General features: G+C 68.6%; 19 protein-coding genes. 4 read left to right on the top strand and 15 right to left on the bottom strand.

The features are described from left to right. Nucleotides 1-18: 18 nt before the first annotated feature. Nucleotides 19-588, bottom strand: coding sequence for a TetR/AcrR family transcriptional regulator (locus BMY74_RS22680; protein ID WP_089919219.1), 570 nt, complete (start codon nt 586-588; stop codon nt 19-21). A 90-nt stretch (nt 589-678) separates the two neighbouring features. Here BMY74_RS22680 and BMY74_RS22675 point away from each other — a divergent pair, with 90 nt between their 5' ends. Next, entirely contained in the window at nt 679-1,458 is a 780-nt protein-coding gene (locus BMY74_RS22675; protein ID WP_089919217.1) for an alpha/beta hydrolase, read from the top strand. On the opposite strand, the gene BMY74_RS22670 is transcribed toward BMY74_RS22675, so the two are convergent. Genes BMY74_RS22670 through BMY74_RS22650 form a run of 5 tightly spaced genes read right to left on the bottom strand, consistent with a single transcriptional unit; the run spans nt 1,455 to nt 5,199 of the window. Continuing rightward, nucleotides 1,455-2,060 carry a YigZ family protein gene (locus BMY74_RS22670; protein ID WP_089919215.1) on the bottom strand — a complete coding sequence of 202 codons (606 nt, stop codon included), beginning with the start codon at nt 2,058-2,060 and terminating at the stop codon, nt 1,455-1,457. The genes BMY74_RS22675 and BMY74_RS22670 overlap by 4 nt on opposite strands. Next, nucleotides 2,057-3,121, bottom strand: a complete 1,065-nt coding sequence (locus BMY74_RS22665) for an ATP-dependent DNA ligase (protein ID WP_089919213.1) — start codon at nt 3,119-3,121, stop codon at nt 2,057-2,059. The genes BMY74_RS22670 and BMY74_RS22665 overlap by 4 nt, the downstream gene beginning before the upstream one ends. A gap of 15 nt (nt 3,122-3,136) precedes the next feature. Then, nucleotides 3,137-4,246 carry an MAB_1171c family putative transporter gene (locus BMY74_RS22660; RefSeq protein WP_089919211.1) on the bottom strand — a complete coding sequence of 370 codons (1,110 nt, stop codon included), beginning with the start codon at nt 4,244-4,246 and terminating at the stop codon, nt 3,137-3,139. After that, entirely contained in the window at nt 4,246-4,758 is a 513-nt protein-coding gene (locus tag BMY74_RS22655; RefSeq protein ID WP_089919210.1) for an ImmA/IrrE family metallo-endopeptidase, read from the bottom strand. The genes BMY74_RS22660 and BMY74_RS22655 overlap by 1 nt, the downstream gene beginning before the upstream one ends. A 3-nt stretch (nt 4,759-4,761) precedes the next feature. Continuing rightward, entirely contained in the window at nt 4,762-5,199 is a 438-nt protein-coding gene (locus BMY74_RS22650) for a helix-turn-helix domain-containing protein (protein ID WP_089919208.1), read from the bottom strand. A gap of 146 nt (nt 5,200-5,345) precedes the next feature. Here BMY74_RS22650 and BMY74_RS22645 point away from each other — a divergent pair, with 146 nt between their 5' ends. Further along, nucleotides 5,346-5,744, top strand: a complete 399-nt coding sequence (locus BMY74_RS22645; protein WP_089919205.1) for a hypothetical protein — start codon at nt 5,346-5,348, stop codon at nt 5,742-5,744. On the opposite strand, the gene BMY74_RS22640 is transcribed toward BMY74_RS22645, so the two are convergent. Both BMY74_RS22640 and BMY74_RS22635 read right to left on the bottom strand, forming a co-directional pair. Then, complete coding sequence (locus tag BMY74_RS22640; protein WP_089919664.1) at nt 5,731-6,972, bottom strand: ThuA domain-containing protein; 1,242 nt, start codon at nt 6,970-6,972, stop codon at nt 5,731-5,733. The two genes, BMY74_RS22645 and BMY74_RS22640, sit on opposite strands and share 14 nt — an antisense overlap. 83 nt (nt 6,973-7,055) lie before the next feature. Further along, a complete protein-coding gene (locus BMY74_RS22635) occupies nt 7,056-7,910 on the bottom strand; it encodes a lytic polysaccharide monooxygenase auxiliary activity family 9 protein (RefSeq protein ID WP_218159698.1) in 855 nt (284 codons plus the stop codon). Between the two features lie 67 nt (nt 7,911-7,977). On the opposite strand from BMY74_RS22635, the gene ilvA reads away from it, so the two are divergent. Beyond that, a complete protein-coding gene (gene ilvA, locus BMY74_RS22630) occupies nt 7,978-9,213 on the top strand; it encodes a threonine ammonia-lyase IlvA (protein ID WP_089919204.1) in 1,236 nt (411 codons plus the stop codon). A gap of 157 nt (nt 9,214-9,370) precedes the next feature. Here the strand turns inward: ilvA and BMY74_RS22625 are convergent, their stop codons facing one another. The 3 genes from BMY74_RS22625 to BMY74_RS22615 all read right to left on the bottom strand — a co-directional run bounded on the left by BMY74_RS22625 (nt 9,371) and on the right by BMY74_RS22615 (nt 12,028). Beyond that, nucleotides 9,371-10,606 (bottom strand): hypothetical protein, encoded by a 1,236-nt coding sequence (locus BMY74_RS22625; RefSeq protein WP_089919202.1) that lies wholly within the window; start codon nt 10,604-10,606, stop codon nt 9,371-9,373. 91 nt (nt 10,607-10,697) lie between these two features. Then, nucleotides 10,698-11,342: a DUF4360 domain-containing protein gene (locus BMY74_RS22620; protein ID WP_089919200.1), complete on the bottom strand. Its 645-nt coding sequence runs from the start codon at nt 11,340-11,342 to the stop codon at nt 10,698-10,700. A 62-nt stretch (nt 11,343-11,404) separates the two neighbouring features. Beyond that, nucleotides 11,405-12,028, bottom strand: a complete 624-nt coding sequence (locus BMY74_RS22615) for a DUF4360 domain-containing protein (RefSeq protein WP_089919198.1) — start codon at nt 12,026-12,028, stop codon at nt 11,405-11,407. A 295-nt stretch (nt 12,029-12,323) separates the two neighbouring features. Between BMY74_RS22615 and BMY74_RS22610 the strand changes: the two genes are divergently transcribed. Continuing rightward, complete coding sequence (locus BMY74_RS22610) at nt 12,324-12,569, top strand: mycoredoxin (protein WP_089919660.1); 246 nt, start codon at nt 12,324-12,326, stop codon at nt 12,567-12,569. Here the strand turns inward: BMY74_RS22610 and BMY74_RS22605 are convergent. The 4 genes from BMY74_RS22605 to BMY74_RS22590 all read right to left on the bottom strand — a co-directional run bounded on the left by BMY74_RS22605 (nt 12,566) and on the right by BMY74_RS22590 (nt 15,617). Further along, on the bottom strand, nt 12,566-13,048 hold the full coding sequence (locus tag BMY74_RS22605) for a DinB family protein (protein WP_089919196.1): 483 nt from the start codon (nt 13,046-13,048) through the stop codon (nt 12,566-12,568). The two genes, BMY74_RS22610 and BMY74_RS22605, sit on opposite strands and share 4 nt — an antisense overlap. A gap of 200 nt (nt 13,049-13,248) precedes the next feature. Next, nucleotides 13,249-14,271, bottom strand: coding sequence for a glycoside hydrolase family 19 protein (locus BMY74_RS22600; RefSeq protein ID WP_089919194.1), 1,023 nt, complete (start codon nt 14,269-14,271; stop codon nt 13,249-13,251). Nucleotides 14,272-14,424: 153 nt separating this feature from the next. Next, on the bottom strand, nt 14,425-15,114 hold the full coding sequence (locus tag BMY74_RS22595; RefSeq protein ID WP_089919192.1) for a chitinase: 690 nt from the start codon (nt 15,112-15,114) through the stop codon (nt 14,425-14,427). A 119-nt stretch (nt 15,115-15,233) separates the two neighbouring features. Further along, nucleotides 15,234-15,617: a VOC family protein gene (locus BMY74_RS22590; RefSeq protein WP_089919190.1), complete on the bottom strand. Its 384-nt coding sequence runs from the start codon at nt 15,615-15,617 to the stop codon at nt 15,234-15,236. Nucleotides 15,618-15,698 lie beyond the last annotated feature (81 nt).

Raw genomic sequence — 15,698 nt, 5'->3', positions numbered from 1 at the left:
GGTGAACCGCGGCGCGCTTCAGGCTGTCTTCTCCAGCAGGAAGCGCGCCGCCACCTGTGCCTGCCGGGCGGGTTCGGACGACACCGTGATCGCCGTGTTCGTCATCGCCCCCTCGAACAGCAGGAAGATCGAGTCCGCCACCCACTCCGGCCGCCCGGTCGCCGCGACCATCGCCGCGATCGCGCCCCGCACGCCGGACTTCTGGTGGCGCACCACCGCCGTCACGCGCTCCGAGGACGGCCCCAGCTCCGCGTAGGAGTTGATGAACGCGCACCCGCGGAAGTCCGTCGTCCCGGACGAGTCCGCCATCCAGTCGAAGACCGCGAGGATCTGGTCCTCCGGCGTCGACGCGCGCAGCACGTACTTCATCGTCGCGGCGGTGATGGCCTCCTCGCGCCGCCGCAGCACCTCCTCGACCAGCGCCTCCTTGCCGTCGAAGAGCGAGTAGAGCTTCTTCAGGGAGACGCCGGCCTCCGCGCGCAGCTCGTCCATGCCGACCGCGTGCGCGCTCTTCGCGTAAAAGAGCCGGTCAGCGGCTTCCAGGACCCTTTCCCGGGCCTCGGCATCACCTTGTGTGGTCGTGGTCACTTCAATTACCCCTTGCCGTGGAGAACGCTCGTTCTCTACTGTAGCAAACACACCGGAGAACGATCGTTCTCCGCAGCTGGAGGAGACGAAATGTCGAAGATCGTGCTGGTTCACGGACTGTGGCTCACCGCGGCGAGCTGGAAGAACGTCGCCGAACGCTTCGAGGCCGCCGGCCACGAGGTGCTCACGCCGACCTGGCCCGGCTACGGCGAGGTCGCGCAGATGCGGGCCCACCCGGAGGTCGCGAACGGCCTGGGCGTCGTCGAGATCACCGACCACGTGGAGAAGTTCATCCGCGACCACCACGCCGAGGACGCGATCATCATGGGCCACTCGTTCGGCGGCCTGATCACGCAAAAGCTGCTCGACCGGGGCCTCGGCAAGGCCGGCGTCGCGATCCACTCCGCGCCCGCCAAGGGCACGCTGGGCCTGCCGTTCTCGTCGCTCAAGGCCGCGTTCCCGGTGCTCAAGAACCCGGCCAACGTCAAGCGCAACGTCGCCCTGACGGCCGAGGAATGGCATTACGCCTTCACGAACACGCTCCCGGAGGACGAAGCCGAGGCGCTGCGCGAGAAGTGGGCCATCACCGCGCCGGGACGTCCGCTGTGGCAGGCCGCGACCGCGAACTTCACCACCCACAACGCCACGAAGGTCGACTACAAGAACCCGAACCGCGCGCCGCTGCTGTTCATCGCGAGTGAGAGCGACAACGTCGTGCCCGCCTCGATGAACCGGGAGAACGCCCGTCGGTACAAGACGCCCACCGTCACGGAGATCAAGGAGTTCCCGAACCGCCCGCACTTCGTGATGGGCACGCAGGGCTGGGAAGAGGTCGCCGACTACGCCCTCGACTGGGCCGAGAAGTTCTAGTCGGCAACGTCCAGGTCGACCGGCTCGCCCCTGATCGCGGTGACCGCACCGCCGGTCTGAGCGGCGAGCCAGACCTCGAACGCCTCCGGGTCCTTCGTCAGAACGGTGAAGGTGACGTCATGACCGTAGTCGGTGTCCGCGACGTGGTGCCCGGCCGCGCGCAACGCGTTCTCCAGCTTCCCCGCCTGATCGTGGTCCACCGCCAGCAGCACGCTCTCGTGCCGTTCACGACTCAAGGTCCCCAGCGCGTCGACGGCCTCGGACACGGCCCGTCCGTACGCGCGGACCAGGCCACCGGCCCCGAGCTTGATCCCGCCGTAGTAGCGGGTGACGACGACGGCCGTGTCGACCAGGTCACGCCTGGTCAGGACCTCCAGCATGGGCACGCCGGCCGTCCCGGCGGGTTCGCCGTCGTCGGACGAGCGCTGGGTGTCCGCGGTCCGGAACGCCGTGCAGTTGTGCGAGGCCTGCCAGTGCTCCTTGCGGATCCGGGTGAAGAACTCCGAGGCCTCGGCGTCGGTGATGACGCGAGCGACGTGGCACAGGAACCGCGACCGCTGGATCTCGATCTCGTGCGTGCCGTCCCGCCTGATCACCTTCACGGTTCGATTGTGCGCCTGCGCTCGGCCTCGCCGAACAGGGCGTCCAGCTCGGCGGGCGGCACCTCCTCGAGCTGCTCGTACGTGCAGTCCAGGGGCTCCCTGTCGGGGCGGAACCGCACCAGCCGGGCCGTGTGCCGGAACCGCCCGCCCTGGACGTGCTCGTACCGCACCTCCGCCACCCGGCTGGGCTCCAGCAGCACGACCTGGAGCTGCTTGCCGGGGTTCCACCGGCTGTTCATGCCGGGACCCTCGTACGTCGCCCACGCGGCCCACGGGTGCTCGGCGGGGTCGAGCAACGGCGCGAGCTCGTCGACCAGCTCCCGCCGCCGCGCCGCCGTGAAGCTGCTGGCCACGCCCACGTTGTGCAGCTCGCCGTCCTGGTAGAGCCCCAGCACCAGCGACCCGACCGTCTCGCCGTCCTTGTGCAGCCGGTAGCCCGCGACCACGCAGTCGGCCGTCCGCTCGTGCTTCACCTTGAACATCACGCGCTTGTCGGGCTCGTAGACGCCGTCCAGGGCCTTCACGACCACGCCGTCGAAGCCCGCGCCCTCGAACCGGGTGAACCAGTCCTGCGCGACCTCGGGATCCGTCGTGGACGGTGTCAGGTAGATGCCCGGCACCTCGGTGACGGCCTTCTCCAGCAGGGACCGCCGCTCGGCCAGCGTCAGGCTGGTGAGGTCGGAGTCGCCCAGCGCCAGCAGGTCGAACGCCACGAAGCTCGCCGGTGTCTCGACCGAGAGCTTGCGGACGCGCGACGCGGCCGGGTGCAGCCGCAGCTGGAGGGTGTCGAAGCTCAGCCCGTCCGGCGTGACCAGCACGATCTCGCCGTCCACGACGCACCGCGGCGGCAGCGCCCGCTTCAGCAGCTCCACGACCTCGGGGAAGTACCGGGTGAGCGGCTTGTCGTTGCGCGAGCCGAGCTCGACCTCGTCGCCGTCGCGGAACACGATGCAGCGGAAGCCGTCCCACTTCGGCTCGTACGCCAGTCCGTCCCCGCGCGGCAGCTCGGGGACGGACTTCGCGAGCATCGGCTTCACCGGCGGCATCACGGGCAGGTCCACTGGGCGACCATAAGCTCAGCGCAGGGACACCGCGAGCTTTTCGAGTTCGCGCACGTCGGCGTCCATCCCGTCGTCCTCGGGGATGGCCAGTGCGATCGGCAGCCTCATCGTGACCGCTCCCGACCTGCGCGTCTCCAGCCCGGTCCGCAGCCGTTCGGACAGCGGCAGCTCCTCGGGCGTCTCCGCGACGTACGGGCTGATCCGCACGAGCCCGTCGCGGCACTCGATCACCCGCCGGTAGTAGCGCCGGTGCACGCCCCGCAACGAGAACGCGTCCCGGCGCGACGGCACGCGGTGCAGCGCGTCCTCCGGGAACGACTGGTGCAGCAACGTCCACAGTGGAGCCAGGCGGTGGTACGCGCGCAGGTGCCGCAGCCACAGGCGGCTCGCCGCGAACCGCATCGCCGCGATCGGGTAGATCACGCCGATGACGGCCAGCAGCACGCCCGGCAGCAGGAACCACACGGCGGTGGTCAGCAGCCAGCGGGGGAGCGGCTCGCCGAAGTAGCGGGAGATGTTCGACGACACGAAGATCGCGTCGGCGGGCACCAGCAGCGCGAGGCCCGTCGAGGTGATCAGCAGGCCGCGGCGCAGGCGGGGCTCGGCCTCGCGGGCGTAGCGGCGGGCCCAGACGAACATCGTCGCGAAGCCGTAGAGCAGGTAGCCGTTGCCCAGCGCGTAGAACACCGTGATCGCGAGGATCCCGGTCGGGCCGCCGCCGAGCGAGTTCGGCACGCGGGCCGCCGCCACGCGCAGCTCGTCGGGGATCGCGAGCACCGCCCACGTCATGATGCTGATGCACAGCACCAGGGGCGCGAGCTGGAGCAACGCCTGCCGTTTCGCGCGGGCGTCGTCCAGGGCGGAGAAGATGAAGAAGCAGATCAGCCCGTACACGCCGACCTGCAGCATCGAGTGCTGGATGAGCTGGCAGACCATCGGGTCGAGTCCGAACAACCACCGGCCGGCCGAGGCCGCCCGGCCGAACGGGTAGCCGATCGCCCAGCCCGCCACCAGCGCGGTCACCGATCGCAGGCGCGGGTCGCGGGGCCGGCGCACCAGCAGGTACAGCACGACCGCCAGCGCCGAGAACGCGACGATGCCCTGGGTCTCCTTGAGGTACTCCACTACAACCACCCCAGGCGGTCCGCGAGTGACGAGGACATGCGGCGCGCGGGGCCCTCCGAGGCCCGTGGCGCGACCTTGTCGAGCACCGACGCCCACTCGAGGATGATCGTCGCGACCGTCTCGGCCTCGCGCTCGTGCTCCGAGTCGTAGGAGGTGCGCCGCAGCGCCCGCCGCACCGCGTCCGGCTCGAGGTCCGGGTACAGGCCCGTGAGCAGGCCGTCGTCCTGCTCGTCGCTCGTGTGACCGGCCAGCAGGTGACCGAGCTCGTGCAGGATGATGTGGTTCTGGTGCGCCTTCGACGTCTCCTGCTGGTACAGGATGTAGTCGGCCTTCGCGGTCGCGATCCACACGCCGTACGGGCCGGGCACCGGGATCGGGTGCGCGATCAGCCGGATCGGCTTGCCGCGCTGGTCACCGACCCGGCGGCAGAGCTCCGAGACGTCGAGCGGAGGCTGGATGTCCAGCTCGTTCAGCAGGCGGCGGCACCGCTTGCGCAAATCCCGTTCGGCCACGAGTCATCCTTCACCGCGCTCGGCCTGTTCCTGTCGGTAGACCACGTCGAGCAGTTCCATGACCAGGCGGCGGCGGTCCGGTGACAGCTCCCCCGCGCGCATCGCCATGAGCTGCGCGTCACTGCCCGCGGCGATCTCGTTGAGGCGCGACTGCTCGTCCTGCAACGATTTCAGCTGCTCGTCGACGCGGTCGGTGACCTCGTCGTCGAAGAAGTAGCTCACGGGCACACCGAAGAAGCCTGCCAGGGCCTGCAGGTGCTTGAACGTCGGGTTGTCCTTCTTGCCCTTGCGCAGCTGCCAGATGTAGCTCTGGGAGATCGTCACGCCGGTCTCGGCGATCGCCGCGGCCACCTGTTCGTTGCTGAACTCGTGGCCGGAACGGGACGTGTACCTGGCGAAGAGGTGGTTGAGCCTGTCCGCCAGGGAGCGTTCCCCCGCCATCGCCTGATCCCCCCGGTTGCGCGGTGAGCGTCTCCACTCGTGGAAAGGGCCGAGCGGGTGAGTGGATTTTCACCAGTTGAAAGCCCTCCACTGGCCAACATAGACTCACGCCGTGCCTGTCTCAACTTCGCGGAGGACATCCGGACATGGCGCTTGCTGAACGACAGGACTCGTTCCACCGGTCGGTGATCGACGTCGTCTACAAGACCATGGACCGGCTCGCGCGGTCGGAATCGCCTCACGAGGCCTTCGAACTGCGCGAACAGCTCCGCGACGCCCTGCCGTGGTGGCGGGGGCTGCTGCGGATGCACGAGCCGAACGAGCGGCACCGGTGCAAGTCGTGCCGCACCTGGTACGGGCAGCACCGGGCGTGGCCCTGCCCGGTGTGGCGGGACGCGGTGCAGGCGTTGCACCAGCTCAACGACATGTACGGGTTCTTGGGCGCGCCGCACCAGAGCGTGCCGGTGCCGGGGGAGCGGGTGGTCGTGAGCGGTTCCGGCCGCCTGACCGGAACCGCTCCCGAACGCCCTGCTAACCGATCTTGAAGCTCTGCGCCGCCGACCCGTTGCACGTCGCCTGGACCAGTTGCACGCCGTCGGAGTTCCCGGCGGGGGCGCTGAGGCACTTGCCCGAGTGCCGGGCGGTCAGCGTCGAGTAGCCGTCGGCGCCGGTCGTGACGCGCCACTGCTGGTTGGTGCCGCCGCCGAAGTCCCACAGGTGGATGCCGGCGTTGTCCGCGTTCGACACGTTGCTCACGTCGAGCACCTTGAGCGGGTCGTTGCGGTACTCGACGCGCGAGTAGCCGTCGGTGGTCGCCACCGCGCGGAAGTTCTGCGCCGTGGTGCCGTTGCACGTGTACTGCTGGATGACGGTGCCGTTGCTCACACCCGCCGCGGCGGCGTCCACGCACTTGCCGTTGCCGCGGTTGACGACCGTCTTCCACTCACCCTGCGGCGGCGGGGTGCCGCCCCCGCCGAGCCACAGCAGACTGTCGATGAGGAAGTTGTTCTGCGTCTGGCTCGCGAACGTGGACGACAGCGGCTTGTTGGCCGCGTAGTCCATGGCGTCGTGGCCGAAGTTCGCGTAGATCATCTTGTAGTTCTTGTTCGTCCACATGATCGGGTAGTAGCCGCTGCGCCACTGCTGGTTCGGGTCGGTGCCGAGCGGGAAGCTCGACGGGTCGACGCTCGCCAGGACCTGGACGTTCGGGTTCTGCCGCAGGTCGCGGTCCCAGCTATACCACTCGCTGACCGCCGAGGTGAACCTCTCCGGCAGGCGCAGCGTCGAGGGGTGGGTGCGGGTCTCGACCTTCAGCACCGCGGTGGTCGGGCCCCACGTGTTGCTGACGAAGTTCCCCTTGGCCAGGAACGTGTTGTGGTACCACGACCACTCGTTCGCGTTCTGCGTGAACGCGCTGACGTGGAAGCCGAAGAACCCGCCTCCGGCCTCGACGTAGCGCTGGAACCCGGCGCGTGCGGCCGACCCGGTGGGCGCGTCGTCGAGGAACACCACGACCTGCGCCTGGGCCGGGGTCAGGTTGTTGAGCCGGTTCCAGTCCGTCGTGGACTCGTAGGTGAAGCCGTTCTCCTGACCCGCGCGGGTCAGCCAGGGGTTCGCCTCCTTGACGAACGCGATGTGCGCCGCGTCCCAGGTGCCGTTGTAGAAGGCGAGCACCTTGAACGGTGCCGCTTGTGCTGTGACGGTTGCCGAGAAGGAGACCGGGACGAGGGTGGCGACGAGCAATGCCAGTGACGCCAACAGTTTTCGTGCCATCGGGTACACACCTTCGTGTAGCAGGGGTTGCGCGCCCGAAGATCACGATAGAGGTGGTATAGACCTGTTGGGGACCGGTACGTTCACAGAATTCTTCTGCGCCACAACAGGAACCCGCCGAGCACGGCGAGACCGCCCAGGGCCGCGACCACGGCCGCCATGCCGAACCTCGTCGCGTCGGAAGGAGGTTGTTCGGCACTCGACGCAACGGGAACCGGCCGGGGAACGCTCGACTTCGGCGCGGACGGCTTGGTGGAGGGCGTCGTGGCCGGGAGTGCGGTCGGTGGCACCGTCTTCACCGGCGGGGCGGCGACGGGTGCGGGCTGGGCCTGCGGTGCCGGCTTCACGGCCGCCGCGATCTCCACGTCGGTGCACGAGTAGTAGGTGTCGGGCGTGTCCGTGTTCTGCCAGACCGTGTAGATCAGGTGGCGCCCGGTCCGGTTCTGCGGCAGCTGCACCTTGAACTCGTAGGAGCCGTTGACGAGCGGGGGCGACGGCACGTTCAGGAACTGGTCCAGGTCCGCCCACCGCAACGGCCTGTCCGGCGTGTAGCCGTCCCGCGTCACGTAGAACCGGAACGAGCCCTGGTGCGGGATCGTGGCCCTGTAGGTGAAGGCGGTGCCCTTGAGCTTCGTCACCGGCCAGGCGGCCGACGGCAGGTCCAGCCCGGCGTACGCCGGGAGCCCCGCGCTGCACAGCCTGCCGTCCGGGACCCTGGCCGCGTCCTGGCCGCGCACGTTCGCCAGCCGGATGTTGTCCCACTCCTTGGACGGCAACCCCGCCGCGATGGCGCTGCGGCAGGGCGAGGATGATGCTGTGGGTTGACCTGGCGAGCAGAGGAAAGCCCTGCTCGCGGGGTCGGTGGGCGCTCCGTGGGCGTGCGCGTGACCCGCGGACAGCACCATGAGCAGCGTCAGCACGCCCAGCAGACGGAACACGGCACCGCCCCCTTCCTTCTAGGGGTACGCGTGCCAGACCCGAGTCGTTCACGGAAGATGTACTGACATGTCCTTCGCTGATGAGGTGTCCGCCGCCGCAGCCCGGCTCGGCGGAGTCGCACGCACCACGCCGCTCGAGGTGAACCAGCGGCTGTCCGAACGGACCGGCGCCCGCGTGTGGTTCAAGCGCGAGGACCTCCAGGTCGGCCGCTCCTACAAGCTGCGGGGCGCGTTCAACCTGCTCTGCCAGACCGAGTTCGCGTTCGGCGGCGCCGTCTGCGCGTCGGCGGGCAACCACGGCCAGGGCGTCGCCTACGCGTGCCGCCGCCTGGGCATCGAGGGCCGCGTGCACGTGCCGCGGACCACCCCGCGCCAGAAGCGCGACCGCATCTCCGCGCTCGGCCAGGGCATGGTCCAGCTGGTCGTCGACGGCGACACCTACGACGACGCGGCCGCCCTCGCGAAGGAGTACGCGGAGGCCACGGGCGCCACGCTCGTCCCGGCCTTCGACGACGCCCGCACGGTCGCGGGCCAGGGCACCGTGGGCCTCGAGATCGTCCAGCAGCTCGGCGGCGCCCCCGACGTGGTCGTCGTGCCCGTGGGCGGCGGCGGCCTGCTCTCCGGCGTCGGCACGTGGTTCAAGGAGCGCTTCCCGCGCACCCGCATCATCGGCGTGGAGCCCGCAGGCGCCGCCAGCATGATCGCCGCGCTCCAGGCGGGCGGCCCGGTCACCCTGCCCGAGGTGGACTCGTTCGTCGACGGCGCCGCCGTGCGCCGCGCGGGCGAGGTGACGTTCCCGCTCGTTCGCGACTCCGGGGCCGAGCTGCTGACCGTGGCCGAGGGCGCGGTGTGCACGGAGATGCTGGAGCTGTACCAGATCGACGGCATCATCGCGGAGCCCGCCGGCGCCCTGGCCTCGGCCGCGCTGCTGGAGGAGATCTCCGTCGCCCCCGACTCGACCGTGGTGTGCTTGTTGTCCGGTGGCAACAACGACGTGTCCCGCTACGCCGAGATCGTCGAACGCTCGATGGTCCACCGCGGCCTGAAGCACTGGTTCCTGGTGGAGTTCCCGCAGGAGCCCGGCGCGCTGCGGCGGTTCCTCGACGACGTGCTGGGCAAGGACGACGACATCGTGCGGTTCGAGTACGTCAAGCGGGACAACCGGGAGACCGGGGCCGCGCTGGTGTGCATCGAGCTGGGGCGGCGCGAGGACTACGACCTGCTGTGGGGGCGGATGAAGGAGTCACCGCTGCGGATCCAGCCGGTGGAGCCGGGGTCCACGGCGTACCGGTTCCTGATCTAGTGGCGTGGCACAGAACGTTGGCGGCGCATCCGCGCTCAGCAGGATCCGTCGCGGCACCGCCCCCACGCCCCCGTACAACCAGTACGAGGCCGTGGGGGCGACACCCCGACACACCCGTCTGACCACGAATACACCGGCAACGTTCTGAGCCACACCACTAGGCGGTGTCGAGGCGGTGCAGCACCGCGCCGGTCGCGACGTCGATGATCTCGACCAGGTGCGGTGACCGTTGCACCGCCACCCACGGCAGTCCGTGGTGCAGGAGCACGGGGCCGTCGAACTCGACGACGGTGTGCACGGTGTCCCGCGTCCGGGCTCGGACGACGGAGCCTTCGCGGGTGAGCAGCACCGGTCCGCCACCGGCCTTCGTCAGGTGCAGCGCCTCCTCCTCGGGCGGAACGGGGATGAGCGTGTCCTCCCAGTCCGTGCCCGTCACCTCCCAGGCCGTGCCGCGGTCCCACGCGTAGCTGATGCTCGTCCCGCGCAGTCCGATGCCGGCGCCGTCGAGCTTGGTGTGGAACGGGAACGTGTCTGGCTGGTGGAGCTTCGAGTTCGACGGTTCGAGCAGCACGTGGCCGGGTGACCAACGCAGGTGCCACCACTCGCCGGCGCGGAGGAAGTAGACACCGATGTCCCAGGACTCGACGCAGTGCAGGTAGAGCGGGGACAGGTCGTGCTCGGCCACCTCGAAGTCGATCGGGGTGCGCAGCTTGACCAGGCCGGTGTCGCCGTCGCCGGTGACGTGCACGAGCAGCTCGCCGTCGACCTCGACCAGCGTGATCAGGGCGTCCAGGTGTGACTGGGACACGTAGGTGGCGGCCAGCACCGGGCCGGGCAGCCGGAACCAGGCGGTAGGCAGGCCCAGCCGCCACAGCACGATCTCGTCCGGCGCGTTCCCGCGTGCGAGCAGGGACGGTCCGGCGGCGGGGAAGACGGGGAAGCTCAGCGCCGCCCCGCGTGCCCCGGCGCCCAGCAGTCGCCGGCATTCCTCTTCGGCCGGGGGCTCGAACTCGAACCGCGCCTCGCCGACGGTGATGCGGACGGCTCCGTCGGGGCCGCCGACCACGGTTGCGGTGCGCTCGCGGGGCATCGTCTCGTCGTCGAGGAAGGTGAGGGCGGGAGGCGACTCCTCCCGGGACACCAGCCAGCCGTGGTCGGGCAGGTACCCGAAGGGGTTCGTGACCGGCACGGGGTGGACGGTTCCGCCCACCCGTTCCAGCGCGACGAGCACGGCCAGCCGCATCAGGTCCACCCGTGCCGACGAGTCGGGCAGGTCGTCGAGGAACACCGGCAGGTGCGGGTACCGCGGTGCCGGCACCACCGCTGCTATCGCGTCCACCACCGCGTGGAACGCCGGTCCCAGGTCCACTCCGGACAGCGCGTGCAGCTTCATCGTCCCCCCAGACGGTCGGCAGGGGACGATCTTCCCAGAACGGGGCGTGCCGGGCACCCCGTTCGCGGGATGCCCGGCACCTGGCGCGGTACTACGGCCTCGGAGGGGGACAGGTCTTCCAGGCGAAGTGGTAGGTCGTCTCGATGGACCCGTCCGTCGAGTCCATCGCGATGAAGCTCGTGAGCTTCTTGTCGGACGTGCCGGCCATGACCCGCAGCTCCGTGTTGATGTTGAAGTTCCGCTTCTCGCCGCACGGGTGGTAGACGATGGCGGCCACGTCGGTCGTGTCCGTCGCCTGCCAGTCGTCGCTGAACGGGCCCTTGTAGTTGTGCTGCTTGTACTCCGTCTGCGACATGCCCTGGAAGTAGTAGTTCGCCTTCTCCAGGGCGGTGGCGCCGCGCTCCAGGTGCGCGAAGCCGCGGTAGTCGGTGGAGGAGATGCCGTAGGTGAAGCCGGACGGCACGTTGACGCGCAGGTTCAGCTGGCAGTTCTTGCGGAAGTCGGTGGGCAGGGCCTGGGGGCCGACCTGCGCCATGAACTCGCTGTAGGTGACGGTGAACGCCTTGTTGTCCGGGCTGACGGCGACGGCGGCCGTTCCCGCCCGGCAGCCGGAGCCGTTGATCGTCACGACGTCGATGGTGATGTGGTCCGGCGGCGGGGTGTCGCCGGGGGCGCCGCCGGGCGGGAAGACGATCGTCGACATCGCGAGCGCGGCCGCGGCCAGTGTGTTCAGCATGGGGCACCTTTCCGTCGGGGATGTTCAACGAAATGAACGGGCGGCGGTGATCGGTGCCTTTGTCAGCAGCGCTTCCAGGAGAGCTGGTACTTCGTGCTCACGCTGCTGTCGGTGGAATCCATCGTCATGAAGCTGTTCGCCTTCGACGCGGTTCCGGCGTGCACGCGGAGTTCGGTGTTGATGTTCAGGTGACGGACTTCTCCGCAGGGCGCGTAGACGATTTCCGCGACCTGCGCGCGGTCGGTCGCCTGCCAGTTGTCGCTCTTCGGGCCGGTGAACGTGTGGCTGCGGCTCGCGCCCTGCGACATGCCCTGGAAGTAGTAGTTGCCCTTCTCGGTGCCGGTGGCACCCTGCTGGAGGTTCGCGAACCCGCGGTAGTCGGCCTGGGCGATGCCGAACGTGAAGCCCTGCGGGTAGCTCACCCTGATGTTGAGCTGGCAGTTCTTGCGGAAGTCGGTGGGCGCCGAGCCCTGGCCGGCCTGCGCGAGGTACTGGCTGTAGGTCACCGTGAACGCCGTGCGGTCGTCCGCGGCCGCGACCGCCGCGGTGCCGGCGGGACAACCGGAACCGTTGACGGTGACGACGTCGATCGTCACGAAGTCGGGTACGTCGGGCGCTGCGTGGGCGGCCGGCGCGGTGAGCACCGCGGACAGCGCGAGGGCAGCAGCCGCCACTGTTTTCAGCATGGCCAGCCTTTCTCATCAGTACTGCGGTAGCGGCGGCGGATTTCAGACGATATCCGAAACCCTGCGTGGTGGCGGGCCTCCGATTGGGTGACTGAATTAGTAGGTGGTGAAATGGGGAATGCACGACCAAGTGCACGGCCGAAATCTTCGGACGTGCGCGAACCATGCTCACCCGCGGTGGGAGGAATTGACCTGACGATTGTCTGACGATCGGGTCCGGGGCCGCGGGAAGAAGCGGGCGGCGCACGGCGTTGACCTGGGTGACACCGTCCGACCCCGACGAGGAGTGCGCCTGATGGCTCCCGACCAGCTGACCGTCTACTCGACCTCGTGGTGCGGCTACTGCCGCATCCTCAAGAGCTCGCTCGACCGCGAAGGCATCGAGTACGTCGAGATCAACATCGAGGAGACGCCGGGTGCGGCCGACTTCGTGATGAGCGTGAACGGCGGCAACCGCACGGTGCCGACCGTCCACTTCCCGAACGGCGCGGCGCTCACCAACCCGTCGCTGGCGCAGGTGAAGGAACAGCTCGCGGCCTAGAGCAGCGCCGTCGTCGACTGACCGTCGAGCGCTTCCCGGATGATGTCGGCGTGACCCGCGTGCTGCGCGGTCTCCCGCATCAGGTGCAGCACGATCCGCCGGACCGACATGGGCCGCGGGTCGGGATCCCAGGGAGCGCTGGGCAGCGGGACGAGCTTGTGCAACGAGGCGGTGCGCACGGCCTGATCGGTCGCGCGCGCCGCCTCGTCGTATTCGGCGAGCAACGCCTCGAAGTCGTTGCCCGCCCAGGTGTACTGGCTCTGGTCCAGCATTCCGGGCGGGGGCAGGGGTTGCTCGGTGATGATGTGGGTCCAGCCGCGCTCACCTTGGACGAGGTGGTTGAGCAACCCGCCCAAGGTGAGCTCGCTGACCGTGGTGCGCTTCGCCGCGTCGGCGGCGGTGAGACCCCGCATCGTGATGCGGAAGGTCCCGCGCTGGTCGTTCAGTTCGTGCAGCAGTTCTTCGAGCTCTTCGGTCATGGGGTGAAGCTAGGACCGAAGTAGGACAGCTCGGGTCCTAGTGGTGTGGCGCAGGAGGTTGCCGGGGGGATTCGCGGTCAGACGGGTGGATCGTGGTGCCGCCCCCACGTCCTCGTACTGGTGGTACGGGGGCGTGGGGGCGGTGCCGCGAGGCGCCCTGCTGAGCGTGGATCACCTCGCCGACCTCCTGGGGCGCGCCACTAGCAGTAGAGGTTTCCGCCCGGCGTCACACCGATGACTCCAGTGATCCGCTGGTAGTTCGACACGCGGCTCTGGACCTGCGCCGGGTTGCGGCCGTCGCACTCCAGGGAACCGTTGATGCTGCGGATCGTCTGGCCGAATCCGGCGCTGTTGACCATCGCGTCGTGCGCGGTCATCGAGCCGGGGCCGCGCTGCGTCATCCAGTACCAGATCGCCGTCCGCCACGCGGTCGTGGAGTTCTGCGCCACCTGGTACGGGTTCTGCAGCAGGTTGAGGCCGAGGTAGTCGCCCGCGGCCTTGTAGTTGAAGTTCCACGACAGCTGGATCGGGCCGCGGCCGTAGTAGGCGTAGGTCCCGGCCGGGCAGCCGTAGGGCTGGCTCTCGTCGCAGAGGTCGTTGTTCTTGTTGATCTCTTCGATGTAGACGAAGTTGCCGGTCTCGTGCGCGGTGTTCGCGAGGAACGCCGCGACTTCCTGCTTCTTCACCGTGTCGCTGCCGGACGTGCCGAACGCGGGGATGGTGCGTGCCGCGTCGACGAAGCCCTGGTAGGTGTAGAAGCTGTTGCGACCGGAGAACAAGCTGTTGAACTGCGACTCGCTGATGGGGAAGCCGGTGCCGGGGTTGCCGCCACCGCCGCAGTTGTGCGGCTCCCAGAACCACGTCGAGATCGTCGGGTCGTAACCGGGGTTGTCGTGCTCGGCGATGTAGTAGGAACCGTTGTAGCGCACGATGTTGCCGGTGTAGTACTGCCGTCCCGCGACCCAGTCGGTGGCGCTGGTGCAGGTGCCGCCGCCGCCACCTCCACCGCCGTCGCAGCCCGTCGGTTCCCAGTACCAGGTGGAGACCGTCGGGCTGTAGCCCGGGTTGTCGTGCTCAGCGACGTAGTAGTTGCCTTCGAATCTCACGATCGACCCGGCGGTGTACCACTGTCCCTGAACCCAGTCCGTGAAGGTGCAGGCCTGCGCGGACACTTCAGCTTGCGAGGACGCGGTCGGTGCGATGACGGCGAGGGAAGCCGCCATCACACCCGCCGCGAGAGACGCCAAGATGCGTTTTTTCAGCAAGGTCACCCACTCCTGGAGTCTTGTTGCATCCGAGGAATCAAGGATGTGAACAGTGCTGAGATTGGCATCAGTGGTCCAGACCAGTCAAGGGTCTAGACCTGTTCTGCTCCGTCAGCAGTACAGGTTCGAACCCTGTGCCACCTTGATGATCCCGGTGAACTGCTGGTACTTCGAGACGCGGCTCTGCACCGTGCCGGGATTCTTGCCGTCGCACTCGAGGGATCCGTTGATGCTGCGGATCGTCTGGCCGAAGCCGCGCGAGTTGACCATCGCGTTGTGCGGCGTCATCGTGCCGGGGCCGCTCTGCGTCATCCAGTACCAGATCGCCGTCTTCCACGACGTCGTCGCGTTCGTGGCCACCTGGTCCGGGTTGCTCAGCAGGTTGATGCCGAGGTAGTCGCCCGCGGCCTTGTAGTTGAAGTTCCACGACAACTGGATCGGGCCGCGGCCGTAGTAGGCCCTGGTGCCCGCGGGACAGCCGTAGGACTGGCTTTCGTCGCAGTAGTCGCCGCTCTGGTTGATCTCACGGATGTACACCAGTCCGCCGGTCTCGTGGGAGACGTTGGCGAGGAACGCCGCGAGCTCCTGCTTCTTCACCGTGTCGCTGCCCTGGTTCGCGAAGGAACCGAACGAGTTCATCGCGTTCTTCAGGCCGCTGTAGGTGTAGAAGCCGTTGCGGGACGGGAACATCTGGTTGAACTGCGCTTCGGTGACGATGAACGGCGCCGCCGTCGCCGGCTGAGCGAGCGTGAAGACGCCGATCAGCGCGACGATCAGGGCGGCGGCGCGTGTTCCGAACATGGGGACCAACTCCTCGGAGCATCTGCGCGCCCACTGTGTGTTACCGCTCTCACGGTGGCAGGCAGGACGCTCCGAGCACAAGAGGTGGTCTATACCTTTTAGGTACGTGAACCGGTTCGTCAGGCTCCGGAGCCGTACGGGCGGGTGATGATCTCGAGGTTGTGGCCGTCGGGGTCCTGCCAGTAGACGCCGCGCCCGCCGTCGTTGCGGTTGATCTCGCCGGGCCTGCTGTGGAACGGGTCGGCCCAGTACTCGATCCGCTGCTCCTGGATGCGGCCGAAGATCTGGTCGAACTCGTCCTCGGTCACCAGGAAGGCGTAGTGCTGCTCGGCGATCGGGCCGGCGACGGTCGCGTAGTCGAGGGAGACGCCGTTCGCGACCTCCACGACGAGGAACGGGCCGAAGCGCACCGGCTCCGGCAGGCCGAGCAGGCCGGTGAGGAAGCGCGCGGAGCGCTCCTGGTCGGTCGAGTGGACGATGGTGTGGTTGAGCTGAACGGGCATGACACCTGCTTACCGCAGGCGGCTGGACGCGTGCTGGGGTCAGGTGGCCGCTGACAAAATGCGACAGGAATCAGCAACATC

The organism is Lentzea albida (genome assembly GCF_900111005.1).
In the GTDB taxonomy this organism is placed as follows: domain Bacteria; phylum Actinomycetota; class Actinomycetes; order Mycobacteriales; family Pseudonocardiaceae; genus Lentzea; species Lentzea albida.
The sequence above is the reverse complement of the archived record's forward strand: the minus strand, read 5'-3'. Positions and strand labels throughout refer to the sequence as shown.

Coding starts and splice junctions, on each gene's coding strand:
- BMY74_RS22675 (WP_089919217.1), top strand. CDS start 679: ATGTCGAAGATCGTGCTGGTTCACGGACTGTGGCTCACCGCGGCGAGC.
- BMY74_RS22650 (WP_089919208.1), bottom strand. CDS start 5,199: ATGGCGGGGGAACGCTCCCTGGCGGACAGGCTCAACCACCTCTTCGCC.
- BMY74_RS22645 (WP_089919205.1), top strand. CDS start 5,346: ATGGCGCTTGCTGAACGACAGGACTCGTTCCACCGGTCGGTGATCGAC.
- BMY74_RS22640 (WP_089919664.1), bottom strand. CDS start 6,972: ATGGCACGAAAACTGTTGGCGTCACTGGCATTGCTCGTCGCCACCCTC.
- ilvA (WP_089919204.1), top strand. CDS start 7,978: ATGTCCTTCGCTGATGAGGTGTCCGCCGCCGCAGCCCGGCTCGGCGGA.
- BMY74_RS22625 (WP_089919202.1), bottom strand. CDS start 10,606: ATGAAGCTGCACGCGCTGTCCGGAGTGGACCTGGGACCGGCGTTCCAC.
- BMY74_RS22620 (WP_089919200.1), bottom strand. CDS start 11,342: ATGCTGAACACACTGGCCGCGGCCGCGCTCGCGATGTCGACGATCGTC.
- BMY74_RS22615 (WP_089919198.1), bottom strand. CDS start 12,028: ATGCTGAAAACAGTGGCGGCTGCTGCCCTCGCGCTGTCCGCGGTGCTC.
- BMY74_RS22610 (WP_089919660.1), top strand. CDS start 12,324: ATGGCTCCCGACCAGCTGACCGTCTACTCGACCTCGTGGTGCGGCTAC.
- BMY74_RS22605 (WP_089919196.1), bottom strand. CDS start 13,048: ATGACCGAAGAGCTCGAAGAACTGCTGCACGAACTGAACGACCAGCGC.
- BMY74_RS22600 (WP_089919194.1), bottom strand. CDS start 14,271: ATGGCGGCTTCCCTCGCCGTCATCGCACCGACCGCGTCCTCGCAAGCT.
- BMY74_RS22595 (WP_089919192.1), bottom strand. CDS start 15,114: ATGTTCGGAACACGCGCCGCCGCCCTGATCGTCGCGCTGATCGGCGTC.
- BMY74_RS22590 (WP_089919190.1), bottom strand. CDS start 15,617: ATGCCCGTTCAGCTCAACCACACCATCGTCCACTCGACCGACCAGGAG.